Raw genomic sequence first — 13,147 nt, 5'->3', positions numbered from 1 at the left:
GGAGTAGGGCGCGGTGAGGAAGAAACCCCAACAGCGCCCTTTACTTCGCTTAAAATAACTAAGTGAGGATTTTACATGCAAGATTATCAGTTACAAGTGGACCAAATATTTTCTGATAATATGATGTTGCCCTTCGGCAAGCCATTTCAAATTAGCGGATTGGCCTCTGTAGGAGCAACGGTCAAAACCACCATTGGGGCTCGAGTTGCACGGGCAATCGTAAGAAAGGATGGCACGTGGAATTGCCAATTTGGACCTTTTGACGATTGTCGAACTTCATTTGAAGTTAAAATTGAAGTTCAAAATCAGCGGTTGAAGTTGAAAAATGTCCGCTTTGGCCGAGTTTTACTGGTGGCGGGGCAATCTAACGTGGGATTTCGGATGTCCCAAGACCAAGATTTTGCGCAAGCTCAAGCCACAATTCCGGCGACCCCGATTACCTATTACAACGTTCCCCAGCCTGCGTTTGTCTATGAAAACGGTGAAGTTAAGGAATATCAATCACGAGCGACCCACTGGCACCAAGTTAAGAAATCTAATTTAGGACACGTTTCGGCGGTGGGCTACTATGCTGCCCAAGAAATGGTACGTCAGAACCCTAAAATTCCGGTCGGCATTGTTTGCTGTACGCGGGACGGGGCCTCTGCTGGTACTTGGATATCCGAGACGTCTTTGCGTAAGGATGCGCAATTGGCAGAAAGGGTTGTAAAGCCGTTCCTAAGCCATATTGAAAAGATTACGGATGCTGATTTTAAAGCGGATATTGCGCGTTATCACCAAACTGTTAAGCGGCATAACCGGCTGATGTATAACTTTATGAAAAGCAACCCCGACGTTCCAATCGGGGAAGCCTTGAATATCGTCGGGCAAACGCCTTGGCCACCACCTAAAACACCAGATAGTTACTTGCGGCCGGGGGCGCTCTTTAACGCAATGGTCAAAAAAATCCGCCATTTTCGTTTCAGTCAGCTGGTCTGGTACCAAGGCGAGACCGATACGGATCACCCCGAAATTTACGATCGCCTTTTACAAACGTTAATTAACGACTGGCGGTCAACGTTTGCGGATGTTTCGCTGCCGGTGTACGTAATTCAACTGCCAAAATATGCGGATGTAAACCGGCACGCGTGGGCAAAAATTAGGCAACAACAGCTCAAAGTGGTGCAGCGACTGGCTAATACTCACCTAATTTCCATTGCGGACACGGGCGAGTACTATAACCCCCATCCAACCGCGAAACGGCTGGCAGGTCAACGTGTGGGTCGTATTTTAGCTGGCAAAGGCTACCAAGCGACCCCCCAATTAGGATGGCTTAACACGGAAGGTGCGCAAACCTGCTTTCACTTTTGGTTTGTTAAAGAACTACAAGTTACTCAACCACCGTTAATTGAAGGGTTTGTGCAACAAAAATGGCAGGCGGTACCAGCAAAAATTGAGGGTGCTAGTCTAAAAGTTCATTTTCCACTAGGGACGACGCAAGCGCGGTACGGATATAGCAACGCACCGACCTTGACGCTGTTCAATGAAGTCGGTGATCCTGTTAGCCCCTTTGTGGTGGATTTGACTACGCAAGATTTAATCTAGGGTTAAAAATGGAGCGAATGAGACCAAAGTCGATAGTTTGTGAACATTAACTAAAAATCGATCATTATGCCTAAGCTTGGCTAATGATCGATTTTTGAGTTAAGCGAAAGAAACTAACTTTTGGCGCTATATAAAGGCACCCGCTAAAAATGATTCACCAAAAAATTTTCACCCGCGAAAATAATTTTTTAGCTTTTTGTAGTTCCTCCATTTTAGTTCGATAACGGGTGACGCTGGCAAAATTAATCTGAAAAGTGATAATCGACATCCTGCCCATTGTATTCCACAGTTAAGTCATGGGTATCCACAATCCATTCGTTACCAGATTCGATGTAAAAAGTAATGTCATCGACAACCGTCTTAGCGGTTGATTCGTCATCCTTGTCTCCGGGCGCGATACCCAAGAAAAAGCTTGGATAAACCGTAGGGATTCCCCCATAAATTTTGGTGAATATTTTTACCGCCCCGCCCGGTTTCAAATCTAATTCCTTGATAAACCACTTGGCTGCGTCGTTAGTTACGGAAAATTTCATTTTGGTTTGCTTCCCTTCTTTATTGGTAATTATGCTTATTTATTTTAAATATCTAAAACCCTTTCACTACTAATCCTACCATAAAGAAACCGTTTACAAAAAGTAATTGGATGTTTTCCGGAAAAAGTGGGTAGAGTGACTTGAAAGGAAAATCTCAGCGTTCGCTTAAGTGGTTTTGTGTCCAGTGCCCGTGAATTAATGTACTTTAAGTAAACATTTTGTCGTCATTTTACGGATAAAAACGTTAGTAAAACGTTTTAAAACCGCTTTCTTGATTTTTTTAGACAGAAGCCGTAATATCGGGAAAAATTCGCCAAAACGTGGACTATACCAAAATGACTAAGCAAGCAAAATGCCGTGATATCAAGGTTTAGCATGCTCGGTTAACGTTTGACATACTGGTACCAACTAGTCATAATATGAATTGGAGCTGAGGAATTCAGCCATTTATTTTACTGGAATTTGGAAGCGGATACAGTAAACGGTTTCAAATTTCGAGGATGTGGAGAAACGTGTTATGAGATTACTGTTGATGAGTCATGGAAATATGGCAATTGAAACGTTGAAAAGCGCAGAAATGATTTTAGGCCATATTGACAACATGAAGGCAATTGGTTTGCAGCCAAACCAAGGTCCGGAAGATTTACAAAAGGCTGCCGAAGAGTTTATCAATGACAACCCTAATCAAGACAAGACGATGGTTGCAGTTGATTTGCTCGGTGGAACCCCATCAAATGTGGTTGTACGCTTGATGGCTAAGTACCCAGACTTAGAAGTGGTTAGTGGATTGAATCTGCCAATGGTGATTGGATTTGCAAACCAAGTAATGATGGGAATGGACGTTGACAAGCAATCATTGATTAGTGAGGCACAAAACGGCGTTGTTGATGTAAATGCTAAATTGAATGGATAAAGCCAATGGCAAAAACATACCAATATTCATTAAGATTTGCGATTGATCCCAACAATTGGGACACCGTAAAAGAAGTGAAGTTAATTAATTTTTGCAGACAGGGGCAAATTGATAACGTGGTGTTTTTCATTAACCCCGAAGAACTTAACCAAGGGCACCCTACGCTCGCGCAAATTCAAGAGCACTGGTTGCCAACAATTAAGTCAGTTGCAGAACGTTTGGCGAAAATGGGCGTCACGACTAGCTTGAATCCTTGGACGACTTTGATGCACAGTGATCGAGGACATCATGTTCCCTCAGAGCTCGGTTTTGATACGATGGTCGACTATCTGGGGCACGTTTCAGCTTCAATTGCATGTCCGCAAGACGACCGCTGGGTGAATTATATCACCGCGGTTTACGCGGAGTACGCAAAGTTAAAACCTAAGGAACTGTGGCTAGAAGACGATTTTCGCCACTATAACCATACGCCGATCAAGTTAGCGTGTTTTTGTGATCGGCACATGGCGCTTTACAGTAAAATGTTGGAGAAACCGGTCAGTCGGGAAGCATTCGTGGAAAAGATGTTACAGCCGGGTGAACCGACACCGGAACGGATTGTTTATTTAAGTGTGGCACGTGCTGAAATGAAACGGGTGGCTGCCAAAATCGCGGCGGCAGTTCACCGAGTTTCACCAGCCACTCGCCTTGGTTTAATGAGCTCGTTTCCCGAATGGCACGCCGTAGAAGGACGAGATTGGGACGGGTTATTAGACAACCTTGCCGATGGACATCCCCGAGTAAGTCGACCGCATTTGCCAGCGTATAACGAAATCTCTCCCTTGAAGTATGCGCGGACTTTTGAACGATTTACCCGGGTTACCACCGAGTTGGTTGGCGAAAGTTCTGACATTTATCCAGAGTTAGAGAGTTATATGTACTCGCCATTTGTAAAATCTAAAGCGTTTACAAAGTTACAACTCGAAAGCACTCAAATGGTGGGTGCTTCTGGAATCTTATTAAACTTATTTGACATGATGGGCAACGGGATTGACGAAACGTATGATTACGCGCGTCTTTTAGCGGAATCCAAACCCTTAATGAATTTAGGTATGCAACATCGCTTGAAGCAAAATCATTTAGCAGGTGTAAAGGCCCTCTTTTCGCCGGACGCAGTTTTTAACCTTAAAACCACGGTCGGTAGGGATCCCGAAGAGTTGCTTCCCCAAGAATACTCTTGGCTAGAATTATTCGGGACCTTCGGAATTGCTTGCAAGCCCGAAAAGTGGACGTTACAAAGTCATTTTACCGAAGAAGTATTAGCCGTTAGTGGCCAGTTCTTCAATAACTTGACCGACCGGCAGATTACCGAATTGTTGGAAAATAACGTGGTGTTAATTGATGGTCCGAGTGCTCAAATCTTAATTGAACGGGGACTGGGAAAATTAATTCACGCCCGGCAGGTGGAATTGAAAAAAGTACGGACCGGTTATCAATCGTATGAGCAAATTGATGGAATGACCATCGACGGAATTCAAAATCCGCGGGTAACGATGCTCCAGCACACTGGCGATTATTATCAAATTGATTATGAGCCAGCTGCGCCGGTACAAACAATTTCAAACGCATACAATGAAAACGCAAAGAAATTAGGGCCGGCCATGGCGTTAGTCAACCAGCGTACCCTAATTTTACCAATGAACACTGATCCAAAATATGGTTGGGAATCGCAATTTTATTCAATCAAAGAGAAATTATTCAAACGTATTTTAAATCAGATCACGGACTTGGATTACGTCATTGATATGCCGGGGACGAAATTGACGGCCGTTACCGACCAAATTGTTTTATCAAACTTTACGATTGATGATCAATTATTTATTGTTTTGCAACCCTTGATTTATCAAGGGGTTTGGCTTCTTTTGGGGACATTTGGGGACATTGATAAGATTTTCATTGCTCTTTCTTGCTCTCTTTGTTTTTCTTCCTTGAGCATATGAGCATATACCCTTTGAGTAATTGAGACATTAGCATGTCCTAAGCGTGCGGAAACATAATTAATTGATATACCTCTATACAACAAATAAGAGGCGTGTGAGTGTCTTAAACCGTGTGTAGTGATAGGGGTTAGATTTAGTAGTTCAATAATTTCATCTAAGTTCCTTCGGATTGTATCTGAAGACACATTGAATATTCTACTTTCGTGATACCCATAAGATTCAATTACATTGGCTAATTCTTTAGTTATTTTTATTGTCCTGATTGAATGTTTATTTTTAGGAGGTGTTATCTTACTAGTGGCATGAGATAATGATTTGTTTATAACGATTGTTTGAAAAGCAGCGGAAACGTCTTTCGAATTAAGGGCAAGTATTTCGCCAATTCTCATTCCGGTTTCAAGGGCAACTAGAATAGCGCCGTTCACTAAATTATTTTGGTAATTTTGATAAAGATAATTTTGTAGTTTTTCAAACTCTGTAGCAGATAAAACATTAGCCTTTTTATCAACTCGGATACCATGTGGTTTTAATCTTGAATAAATGTCGGATTTAATATACTGTTCATATTTCGCTTCTTTCAATGATGCACGGATCTTAATTACTAAATTTGCAACAGATCCTTGCTTTTTCTTTTTTCCAATTTTGTCTAATGTAGATTGAAGTAATGGGTATGTTAATTCAGCTAAAGTAGTATTCCCAAAACATTTTGAAATTACGTTGTAATCACTTTTATAAGCAGCGTAAGTAGATTCTCTAACTTCGCTCTTCTTATAATTTTCCATCCACATCTTAAACCAATCTGCAAAGGTCATTGAAGAGGCAATAATTTTTTTATTCTGAAACTTATCGGCTTCCATAATGGTAGCCCACTCAGTCGCTTCTTTTTTGGTGGGGAAGGTCTTGGAAACCTTTCTACGTACGCCGTTATCCATTACTGATACAACAGCTCTATATTTCTTTCCACGTTTTTCAAATGACGCCATAACGCGAACCTCCGTTCTCTTTTCTGGAGGCAGTCCAACATGCTAAAATAGACAGCGAAGGGGTACTGCCCCTATGTAGTAGTTCAGTTATAGTCACATCCCAAACTTTGGTCGGTGGGGGATGTGGCTTTTTTGTTGTGTAGTTAAATCTATTAAGTTAACTACTATTTCCCACATACAGAGTCGGACTGTATCTAGTCACCGGAGTGGAAAGAGGATATCATCTAAGCTGAGGGCTACCAAGTATGATTAAAAATAAGCCAATGCAGGTAAAGATAATTCCCCAAAACATCTGCGTAAACATACTACGATCACCAAAAAAGAAACGTAAGATAGTTAAAGTTCGACCAAGAGATATTATTAATGCTCCAATAAAAAATATAATTATTCCAATGATAGCCATAATACTCGTTTCCATAAACTATTCGCTCCTTTGTAAATAAAGTATTAATGTAACGCGGTATAGAATGTAAAAAATCCTAAGAAAATACCAGGGATGTTAGCTGCAATGATCGGCCAATCACGTTCTAACATCTTACTTGGCGGTTAGGGGATGTGGCTTTTTTGTGGTTATTACGTATATTGTAATAACCACTATTCCCACCAACGGAATCGAACCGCTGCGAGTCGCCAGAGTGGGAAGTGGTGTTTTACTGTAAATTGACAGTCACGTCGTATGAGTGATCAGAGTTATCATCATCGTAATCGTCCGTATCATAGCTTGAATCAAATTTAAGGCGTAGTGTATGTAAATCACTAACTGAGCCTAGTTTAGGAAGCAGGAAGTAGACATCACCGTTAGCATTTGCTCCGGAGTTTAAATCACCGTCAAAATCATCACTATCATAACCATCTGCTTCTACTTGTTGACCGTCGTTAGTATTTAAAGTGGCTTGTGAGGCATATATTGAAATATCTCGGCCTGCTTTGATGTCAAAATGAACTTTAACTACACCATTGAATTTGCCGTCATCCCCGTCGGAATATTCCCCATCTGTTTTGTAAACAGTAACTTTATCAATTTTAACTGTAGTACCAGCCCAAGATGAATCAGAATATGTAGTTGAATATTCCTTTGAGTCTTTGATGTCTATCTTGTCATCGTCTAATTCAATTTGGTTTTTATTATCAGTTTTGCCTGAACTTTCGTCAGAATAATCATCGCTGTCAGTATTTTTAGCTGATTTAGCTTTTGTAGAATTACTGATGTTTGATAATGTTTTATCAATTTCATTTGAAACTGTCACACCACCAACTAAGCTAACTACAAGGATAATTAATGAAATGATTGAAAAAATTGTGGGAGCTTTTTTAGGTTTCTTTTTAATCCAATTAATAATTAGCCAAATTAAACCGATAATAAATGCAATAATTGCAATTATAAAAATAGTTTGTAACGCAATACTGAGTTGTATCATTGTATTTCCTCCAAAAAAATCAGCTTTTATAGTCATCAGGATTTGGACAATTTTATAGTTTTATATCTAATTAATTAGTAGGTAATCCGTATGTTACTTCTAGTTCACGAATTGTATGAGGCAAACGATCGTATTCTTCCACATAAAATAAAGCTAAAAGGCCACTAGCAAATTCGTTTGCTTGATTCTCAAATTCATCATATCCAAAGCGGACGCCTGTATAATACCCTGCCAGTCCTTCGTGCATAAAATAGTGACCAAGCTCGTGCGCAAGTGTGAAGTACTTTTGTGGCGAATCACGTAGAGAGTTGTTTAATATTATGATTGTTCCTTTATCGTCATAGTTCGTTTTCCCCAGAGGCATACGTCCTAAATAGCAATAACGTACATCTATATTTAGTATTTCGGCAATTTTAAAAGGATCGGCAGTATTGTATCTTTTTTGAACATTTTGTATAAAGTCCTTAACTATAGACATAAAATAACCACCTAGTCATGTTTGTGACGATCCCAAAAAATCTGAGTCATCGCAATTTTTAATTTTTGCTTCTCATCCTCGGTTAAATCATCTCCTCCATAAGTGAATGTCCCATCGTTGTCTTCAAGAAATTTCTTTAAATCGGTAGTGTCCCTTTCGTTTGCCCATTCAGGAGTTTCATTTTTACCTAACAAATAATCTACAGATACACCTAGAACTTTTGCAACCGATTCAACTTTATCTATAGATGGAGTTTTTGTTTTCCATGAATATATAACATTTGGTTTAAATCCTGCCTTTTCATTTAATTGTGCAAGACTTAATCCTCTTTTTTTTGAAATTTTTTTTACCCTGTCAAACATCGTCATAATAGCGTTTCTCCCATGTTTGATGAATAAAAAATAAACTTTAGTTATAAAAACACTTGCATTAATTAAACTATAGTTATATTATTAATTCATCAAGTAATCAGGCAATAAAAAACACACCCAATAATGGCAACAACTTTGGCGAGGAATTGCATTGGTAGTGGGTTTTGAATTGCTTATTTAACATGGCTTCATATTAAACTATAGTTTAAAAAAAGTCAACGATACTTGATAAATCACTTGAAAAAATAAGGGGGCGTTTTTATTGATAGGAACAGAACCAGGTCGTGAAGCTGTCAAAAAGTATATGAAAGAAAACCACATTACCTATCGCATGGCTGGGGTATTGTTTGGCTCAAGTGCTTCATGGATTCAACAAGTGCTCAGCGGCAAAGCTAAAGGGCCAGAAGCAACAAAATTAATTATTAGCATGATTAATGAATTTGGAATCTAGGAAGGAAAACAATATGAACATTCAAGAAGCAGTAAAAGAGGCTGGTAAACAAAAAAGAGGAATTACCCCTAAATCATGGGGACCAAACCCCATTTGGATAATTCCTACTGATACTACTAGCGGAATGATTGTTGCTAATCGTAAGGATGAATTGATAGCGAAGTGGCAACCAATTGCTTCGGATCTACTAGCAAATGATTGGACTATCTACGGCTAAAATCATCCATCATTATCACCACCTTGTAAAACAATTATACACACGAAAGAAGAGAACAATATGAATGAATTAGTAATTATGAAAGACCAACAAGCAGTAACAACCAGTTTACAAGTAGCAGAAGTGTTTGGAAAGCGACATGATCATATTTTGCGGGATATTTCTCAGATGAAACAAGATGTCCCCAATTTTGGGGAGATGTTTTCGGAAGGCACTGAACCAGATTCTTATGGGCGCGATCGAAAAGTGGTCTATATGAACCGAGATGGGTTCACGTTGTTGGCAATGGGATTCACTGGTAAAAAGGCCTTAGGATTCAAACTTAAATACATTGAAGCTTTCAACCAGATGGAAAAAACCATTAAGGCGGAACGTATTCAATTACCCAAAACGCCAATGGAAGCATTGAAATTGATGTTTGATGCAACAGAAGAAACCAATAACAAGGTAAACCGAATCGGTAGTGACGTTAAGTATTTGAAGGATAATCAGCGCTTGGATGTGGGCGAATATGGATACATCTCACGCCGTGTTTCGGAGAAAGTTAACGAATATATCAAAATTCACGGACTAACGTTAACAGCTGCGCAACGTAGCAAGTTGTTTAAGGACATCAACCGCGGTCTAAACGAAGTAACCGGGATTAAGACACGTTCGCAGCTTCGACAAAAGGACTTTGATAAAGCCGATGAATATATCAGTAACTGGCAACCATCTACTGCAACGGTACAAATTATTAAAGAGATGAGTAAAGTGCCAGCGGGGCAAACAACGCTAGGAGAGTAGTTATGAGAGACGCAAAGTCATGCAACAGTATCAAAAAAGGTGGAGCAACTAGATAGGAGGTGATAAAGATGGCGGACAAGGAACGTTTGAGCGACGATAAGTTTCCGTTGCTCATGGATCGAAAAACGGTTGCTGAATATCTAGGATTTTCAGTGGCAACGATAGACAAGGCAGTTGAATACGGTGGGCTAGACGAGGCTGTAATTAGTCCGTCTTATCTCAATCGAACATATTACATTAAGCCGAAAGTAAACAAATGGGTGGAGGGGTTGTAATGAGAGTCGCAATAGCAGTGTTGGTAATAGCAGGGATGGCCTACGCATTTGGTCGTTTTGGATTTAATTCATTTTTCGAGTAAGGGGTGAACAGTAATGAAGTTAGCAAAGATTAGAGAAGATGTGTATATAAATCCATGTAATATTACGTCTATTGAATTTGATGACGAATATAATACAACACTCATAACAATGGTTAATGAAGACGTATTTAGCTTAAAGCTACCAATCAAAAAAGCACTCGACACTATTTGCGGTAGCGAGGAGCACTTAGAAGATAGTGATAATAAATATAATATCAGCGTTACTACTGATAATACTGGCATTAATAAAATTGGAACTAAGTCAGATGTTTTAAGTTTACTAAATGAATTGAAAACTGACGAAACGTTAACAATAAAACGGACAAAATAAAAAGCCCGCTACGGCAATAGCAGGCTCAATAAAAAATTTAACAAACAAATTATACCACAGAAAGTAAGGAGGCTTTAATCATGAACGGATTTGAGCGTGCGCAAAAAGCTTATGAAGAAGAATTGCCTAGCTATTTCGATTCTGTAGAACGGACAGATGATGAGTTAGAAGACGACATGTTAGAAAAGCTAGATGACATGAACGAAGACGACATGCGCGAGCTACTGTATTCATTTGCTTTGGACGAGAAAATCAGCCTTGACGCAAGGCGTAAAACGTTCGGATTAGATTAGGAGGAAAGCATGATTCAGCAAAACATTGATATTTCACCAACACCAAAATTAAATCAAGCCTTGTACGCGACCCAGAAAATACTAGAACAGCCACAGAAAAATAAACAAGCTCACTATGGCAAATATGCCGATCTAAGAGCTATTGATAGAGCCATCCGAAAAGCTATTAACACAGCCGATTCAGGTATTAGCTTCTCACAAGGTGTCATCGATGATACTAACGCTAATGGCAAAGTATCGCACAAGATCTATACAGTTATTCGCCATATTAGCGGCGAGGAGAAAATCATCTATGGTGATTCATTCCCAGATGATTCTAATATGCAAAAACAAGGTGCGAATGAAACTTACGCTAAGCGGACTAGCTTGTGTCTAGCCTTCGGAATTGTTGCTGACGATGATGACGACGGTCAAGGTGCTTCATTGCTCGAACAGTATCAACGTAAGGAAGAGGAAACCAAAGTTAAGGTTACCGCTTATTTAAAAGACAACATCAAAAAAGTTGATAAAAACGTTTCGGAACGAGTTTTTGCGGTATTGGGTAAGAAAGATAAAACTCTCGATCATCTAAGCTATCGTCAAGCCTTGATTCTAAGTGGGGCACTGATGTACGAACTCGCCAGAGAGAACAAGATGGAGGAATAGTGATGAATGAAAATTATGAATTAGGTTACGAAAATGGACAGGTTGCAATGCTAGACGCGTTAAACCAGAAATTGACTAATATTAGCGAGCCACTATACAGAAAATTGTTAAAAGACGGAAAGCTAGATTCAGCAGGAAACGCACAATTAGACGTGCTTAATAGCATTCGTGATTGGCAAATAGAAAGGATTGAGGAACTCCATGATTAATCGAACAGTACTAATAGGACGCCTAACTAAAGATGTTGAGCTTCGCCACACGGCTAAAGGCGATGCGGTAGCTAGTTTTACCGTGGCAGTTAACCGACAGTTTACCAACTCACAGGGTGAACGCGAAGCGGATTTCATCAACTGTGTAATGTGGCGTAAGGCAGCAGAAAACTTTGCCAAGTACACACAAAAAGGTTCGTTGGTAGGCATTGACGGTCGAATTCAAACCCGTTCGTACGAAAACCAACAAGGACAACGAGTTTATGTAACTGAGGTTGTAGCTGATAACTTCTCGTTGCTAGATTCAAAACCAAAAGGCAACCAGCAAAATAACGCACGGCAAGCATCAACGCCGGGAGATCCATTCGCCAATGGCGGACAGTCAATTGATATTAGTGACGACGATTTACCGTTCTAGGAATGATTTAGATGCAAAGAGCAAGAGCGGAACAACGAGGCAGAGATTTGGTAATTCATCTTGATAGACCACTGAATCAAGACCATTTGGAAACTGTTAGCGGTGGGCAAGGTGAGTTTTACGTTGATTTCGAAGTAGCAGACCCAAGAAAAGTAAGAGTAAAGCAACGAAGATTATTCTTCGCATTGCTCCATGACATTGAAGCTTACTTCGTAGTGCCGAGTGAATTTTTAAAATCGATGTTCTATACGCAGTACGAATATTACACGGCCGGTAAGTCTATCAGCTTATCAGACCACACAGAATCGTCTGTGAGTGATGCCAATCAATTGTTAGACCTAGTTATCGATTTCATGTTCGAGTGGCACGTTCCGTTTAAAAAAGGGTACGAGTTGATACCACGAGAAGAACAGTATTTTATCTACCAATGCTGTAGACATCGGGTCTGTCTCGTTTGTGGGGAATATGCTGATATTCATCACGTCGACGTGGTTGGACGAACGAACCGAAACAAGATTGACCATTCAAAACGGCATGTACTACCACTATGCAGAGTGCATCATGGCGAAATTGAAAGTATTACGCCAGCTAAGTTTGCCACTAAGTATCACGTGCCAGTAAACGGTATCAAATTGAGTATTGAAGATTTAAAGCAATTAAAAATAAGGGGGAATTACGATGAAGCTTAGTGAAAAACCACTAAATACAGAAATAGATCAACATATGCAAAATATTTACAAATTAAAGGGGCAGAACCTTTTAATACTGGAGCAATCCTTAAAACTTGCAAATGAAATAGTTGAAGAAATGCAGAAAAAAGGAGCTTCTTATCTTGAAATACAAGAAGCCCTGATATTAGTTGACAATTGGCTTTATTTAAAAGCAATCAATCAGAAGTTATAGGAATTAAAACGAAATATCACCGTAGCTTGTCCCACCCTCTTCTTTAGCATCTTTGAACGAATAGGATTCGAACACATCTTTAGATGCGCCGATGATGATATAAGAAGTTGTGGCGTTGCCTTCATATCGGTCCCATTGGCTATCAGAAACGATATTCAAAATCTTCCAGCCGTGTTGTAACAACAGGTTAACTAATTCCGAGCTACCGTCAACTTTAATCTCTTCAACATGATATATGTTTTCAAATTTCATAACTCTAAACTCCTTCAAAAATGAG

General features: G+C 39.8%; 21 protein-coding genes. 14 read left to right on the top strand and 7 right to left on the bottom strand.

The window, feature by feature from the left end:
• Nucleotides 1-75: 75 nt before the first annotated feature.
• Nucleotides 76-1,584, top strand: coding sequence for a sialate O-acetylesterase (locus tag NYR25_09200; protein UWF33742.1), 1,509 nt, complete (start codon nucleotides 76-78; stop codon nucleotides 1,582-1,584).
• 242 nt (nucleotides 1,585-1,826) lie between these two features.
• Here the strand turns inward: NYR25_09200 and NYR25_09195 are convergent, their stop codons facing one another.
• Complete coding sequence (locus NYR25_09195; GenBank protein UWF33741.1) at nucleotides 1,827-2,117, bottom strand: adhesin; 291 nt, start codon at nucleotides 2,115-2,117, stop codon at nucleotides 1,827-1,829.
• Nucleotides 2,118-2,634: 517 nt separating this feature from the next.
• On the opposite strand from NYR25_09195, the gene NYR25_09190 reads away from it, so the two are divergent.
• Nucleotides 2,635-3,030: a PTS sugar transporter gene (locus tag NYR25_09190; GenBank protein ID UWF33740.1), complete on the top strand. Its 396-nt coding sequence runs from the start codon at nucleotides 2,635-2,637 to the stop codon at nucleotides 3,028-3,030.
• Between the two features lie 5 nt (nucleotides 3,031-3,035).
• A complete protein-coding gene (locus NYR25_09185) occupies nucleotides 3,036-5,009 on the top strand; it encodes a hypothetical protein (protein UWF33739.1) in 1,974 nt (657 codons plus the stop codon).
• On the opposite strand, the gene NYR25_09180 is transcribed toward NYR25_09185, so the two are convergent.
• The 5 genes from NYR25_09180 to NYR25_09160 form a co-directional block, all read right to left on the bottom strand.
• Entirely contained in the window at nucleotides 4,913-5,992 is a 1,080-nt protein-coding gene (locus tag NYR25_09180) for a site-specific integrase (GenBank protein UWF33738.1), read from the bottom strand. The two genes, NYR25_09185 and NYR25_09180, sit on opposite strands and share 97 nt — an antisense overlap.
• A gap of 220 nt (nucleotides 5,993-6,212) precedes the next feature.
• A complete protein-coding gene (locus tag NYR25_09175; protein ID UWF33737.1) occupies nucleotides 6,213-6,410 on the bottom strand; it encodes a hypothetical protein in 198 nt (65 codons plus the stop codon).
• Between the two features lie 232 nt (nucleotides 6,411-6,642).
• On the bottom strand, nucleotides 6,643-7,410 hold the full coding sequence (locus tag NYR25_09170; protein UWF33736.1) for a DUF4352 domain-containing protein: 768 nt from the start codon (nucleotides 7,408-7,410) through the stop codon (nucleotides 6,643-6,645).
• A 70-nt stretch (nucleotides 7,411-7,480) separates the two neighbouring features.
• The gene (locus NYR25_09165) at nucleotides 7,481-7,888 is read right to left on the bottom strand and encodes an ImmA/IrrE family metallo-endopeptidase (GenBank protein ID UWF33735.1); all 408 of its coding nucleotides are present in this window, start codon (nucleotides 7,886-7,888) and stop codon (nucleotides 7,481-7,483) included.
• An 11-nt stretch (nucleotides 7,889-7,899) separates the two neighbouring features.
• The gene (locus tag NYR25_09160; GenBank protein ID UWF34737.1) at nucleotides 7,900-8,250 is read right to left on the bottom strand and encodes a helix-turn-helix domain-containing protein; all 351 of its coding nucleotides are present in this window, start codon (nucleotides 8,248-8,250) and stop codon (nucleotides 7,900-7,902) included.
• A 271-nt stretch (nucleotides 8,251-8,521) separates the two neighbouring features.
• Here NYR25_09160 and NYR25_09155 point away from each other — a divergent pair, with 271 nt between their 5' ends.
• From NYR25_09155 to NYR25_09105, 11 genes are all read left to right on the top strand, one after another.
• Nucleotides 8,522-8,710, top strand: coding sequence for a hypothetical protein (locus tag NYR25_09155; GenBank protein ID UWF33734.1), 189 nt, complete (start codon nucleotides 8,522-8,524; stop codon nucleotides 8,708-8,710).
• Nucleotides 8,711-8,723: 13 nt separating this feature from the next.
• Nucleotides 8,724-8,927, top strand: a complete 204-nt coding sequence (locus tag NYR25_09150) for a DUF2829 domain-containing protein (GenBank protein UWF33733.1) — start codon at nucleotides 8,724-8,726, stop codon at nucleotides 8,925-8,927.
• Between the two features lie 60 nt (nucleotides 8,928-8,987).
• The gene (locus tag NYR25_09145) at nucleotides 8,988-9,713 is read left to right on the top strand and encodes a Rha family transcriptional regulator (protein UWF33732.1); all 726 of its coding nucleotides are present in this window, start codon (nucleotides 8,988-8,990) and stop codon (nucleotides 9,711-9,713) included.
• Nucleotides 9,714-9,781: 68 nt separating this feature from the next.
• Nucleotides 9,782-9,988: a hypothetical protein gene (locus NYR25_09140; protein ID UWF33731.1), complete on the top strand. Its 207-nt coding sequence runs from the start codon at nucleotides 9,782-9,784 to the stop codon at nucleotides 9,986-9,988.
• Between the two features lie 96 nt (nucleotides 9,989-10,084).
• Nucleotides 10,085-10,402, top strand: a complete 318-nt coding sequence (locus NYR25_09135; protein UWF33730.1) for a hypothetical protein — start codon at nucleotides 10,085-10,087, stop codon at nucleotides 10,400-10,402.
• 80 nt (nucleotides 10,403-10,482) lie between these two features.
• Nucleotides 10,483-10,695: a hypothetical protein gene (locus NYR25_09130; protein ID UWF33729.1), complete on the top strand. Its 213-nt coding sequence runs from the start codon at nucleotides 10,483-10,485 to the stop codon at nucleotides 10,693-10,695.
• Nucleotides 10,696-10,704: 9 nt separating this feature from the next.
• Entirely contained in the window at nucleotides 10,705-11,340 is a 636-nt protein-coding gene (locus NYR25_09125) for an ERF family protein (GenBank protein UWF33728.1), read from the top strand.
• A 2-nt stretch (nucleotides 11,341-11,342) separates the two neighbouring features.
• Nucleotides 11,343-11,549 carry a hypothetical protein gene (locus NYR25_09120; GenBank protein ID UWF33727.1) on the top strand — a complete coding sequence of 69 codons (207 nt, stop codon included), beginning with the start codon at nucleotides 11,343-11,345 and terminating at the stop codon, nucleotides 11,547-11,549.
• Nucleotides 11,542-11,967: a single-stranded DNA-binding protein gene (gene ssb, locus NYR25_09115; GenBank protein UWF33726.1), complete on the top strand. Its 426-nt coding sequence runs from the start codon at nucleotides 11,542-11,544 to the stop codon at nucleotides 11,965-11,967. The genes NYR25_09120 and ssb overlap by 8 nt, the downstream gene beginning before the upstream one ends.
• 11 nt (nucleotides 11,968-11,978) lie before the next feature.
• Entirely contained in the window at nucleotides 11,979-12,656 is a 678-nt protein-coding gene (locus NYR25_09110) for a putative HNHc nuclease (protein ID UWF33725.1), read from the top strand.
• Nucleotides 12,646-12,870 (top strand): hypothetical protein, encoded by a 225-nt coding sequence (locus NYR25_09105; protein UWF33724.1) that lies wholly within the window; start codon nucleotides 12,646-12,648, stop codon nucleotides 12,868-12,870. Before NYR25_09110 ends, NYR25_09105 begins: the two co-directional genes overlap by 11 nt.
• Nucleotides 12,871-12,873: 3 nt before the next feature.
• On the opposite strand, the gene NYR25_09100 is transcribed toward NYR25_09105, so the two are convergent.
• Nucleotides 12,874-13,122, bottom strand: coding sequence for a hypothetical protein (locus tag NYR25_09100; GenBank protein UWF33723.1), 249 nt, complete (start codon nucleotides 13,120-13,122; stop codon nucleotides 12,874-12,876).
• Nucleotides 13,123-13,147 lie beyond the last annotated feature (25 nt).

The sequence above is a fragment of the Pediococcus acidilactici genome (assembly GCA_024970065.1).
Classification (GTDB): Bacteria; Bacillota; Bacilli; order Lactobacillales; family Lactobacillaceae; genus Pediococcus; species Pediococcus acidilactici_A.
This window is presented reverse-complemented; position numbering and strand designations above follow the sequence as displayed.

Excerpts from the sequence above, each read along its gene's own strand:
- NYR25_09200 (UWF33742.1), top strand. The coding sequence starts at position 76 with ATGCAAGATTATCAGTTACAAGTGGACCAAATATTTTCTGATAATATG.
- NYR25_09195 (UWF33741.1), bottom strand. The coding sequence starts at position 2,117 with ATGAAATTTTCCGTAACTAACGACGCAGCCAAGTGGTTTATCAAGGAA.
- NYR25_09190 (UWF33740.1), top strand. The coding sequence starts at position 2,635 with ATGAGATTACTGTTGATGAGTCATGGAAATATGGCAATTGAAACGTTG.
- NYR25_09185 (UWF33739.1), top strand. The coding sequence starts at position 3,036 with ATGGCAAAAACATACCAATATTCATTAAGATTTGCGATTGATCCCAAC.
- NYR25_09180 (UWF33738.1), bottom strand. The coding sequence starts at position 5,992 with ATGGCGTCATTTGAAAAACGTGGAAAGAAATATAGAGCTGTTGTATCA.
- NYR25_09175 (UWF33737.1), bottom strand. The coding sequence starts at position 6,410 with ATGGAAACGAGTATTATGGCTATCATTGGAATAATTATATTTTTTATT.
- NYR25_09170 (UWF33736.1), bottom strand. The coding sequence starts at position 7,410 with ATGATACAACTCAGTATTGCGTTACAAACTATTTTTATAATTGCAATT.
- NYR25_09165 (UWF33735.1), bottom strand. The coding sequence starts at position 7,888 with ATGTCTATAGTTAAGGACTTTATACAAAATGTTCAAAAAAGATACAAT.
- NYR25_09160 (UWF34737.1), bottom strand. The coding sequence starts at position 8,250 with ATGTTTGACAGGGTAAAAAAAATTTCAAAAAAAAGAGGATTAAGTCTT.
- NYR25_09150 (UWF33733.1), top strand. The coding sequence starts at position 8,724 with ATGAACATTCAAGAAGCAGTAAAAGAGGCTGGTAAACAAAAAAGAGGA.
- NYR25_09145 (UWF33732.1), top strand. The coding sequence starts at position 8,988 with ATGAATGAATTAGTAATTATGAAAGACCAACAAGCAGTAACAACCAGT.
- NYR25_09140 (UWF33731.1), top strand. The coding sequence starts at position 9,782 with ATGGCGGACAAGGAACGTTTGAGCGACGATAAGTTTCCGTTGCTCATG.
- NYR25_09135 (UWF33730.1), top strand. The coding sequence starts at position 10,085 with ATGAAGTTAGCAAAGATTAGAGAAGATGTGTATATAAATCCATGTAAT.
- NYR25_09130 (UWF33729.1), top strand. The coding sequence starts at position 10,483 with ATGAACGGATTTGAGCGTGCGCAAAAAGCTTATGAAGAAGAATTGCCT.
- NYR25_09125 (UWF33728.1), top strand. The coding sequence starts at position 10,705 with ATGATTCAGCAAAACATTGATATTTCACCAACACCAAAATTAAATCAA.
- NYR25_09120 (UWF33727.1), top strand. The coding sequence starts at position 11,343 with ATGAATGAAAATTATGAATTAGGTTACGAAAATGGACAGGTTGCAATG.
- ssb (UWF33726.1), top strand. The coding sequence starts at position 11,542 with ATGATTAATCGAACAGTACTAATAGGACGCCTAACTAAAGATGTTGAG.
- NYR25_09110 (UWF33725.1), top strand. The coding sequence starts at position 11,979 with ATGCAAAGAGCAAGAGCGGAACAACGAGGCAGAGATTTGGTAATTCAT.
- NYR25_09105 (UWF33724.1), top strand. The coding sequence starts at position 12,646 with ATGAAGCTTAGTGAAAAACCACTAAATACAGAAATAGATCAACATATG.
- NYR25_09100 (UWF33723.1), bottom strand. The coding sequence starts at position 13,122 with ATGAAATTTGAAAACATATATCATGTTGAAGAGATTAAAGTTGACGGT.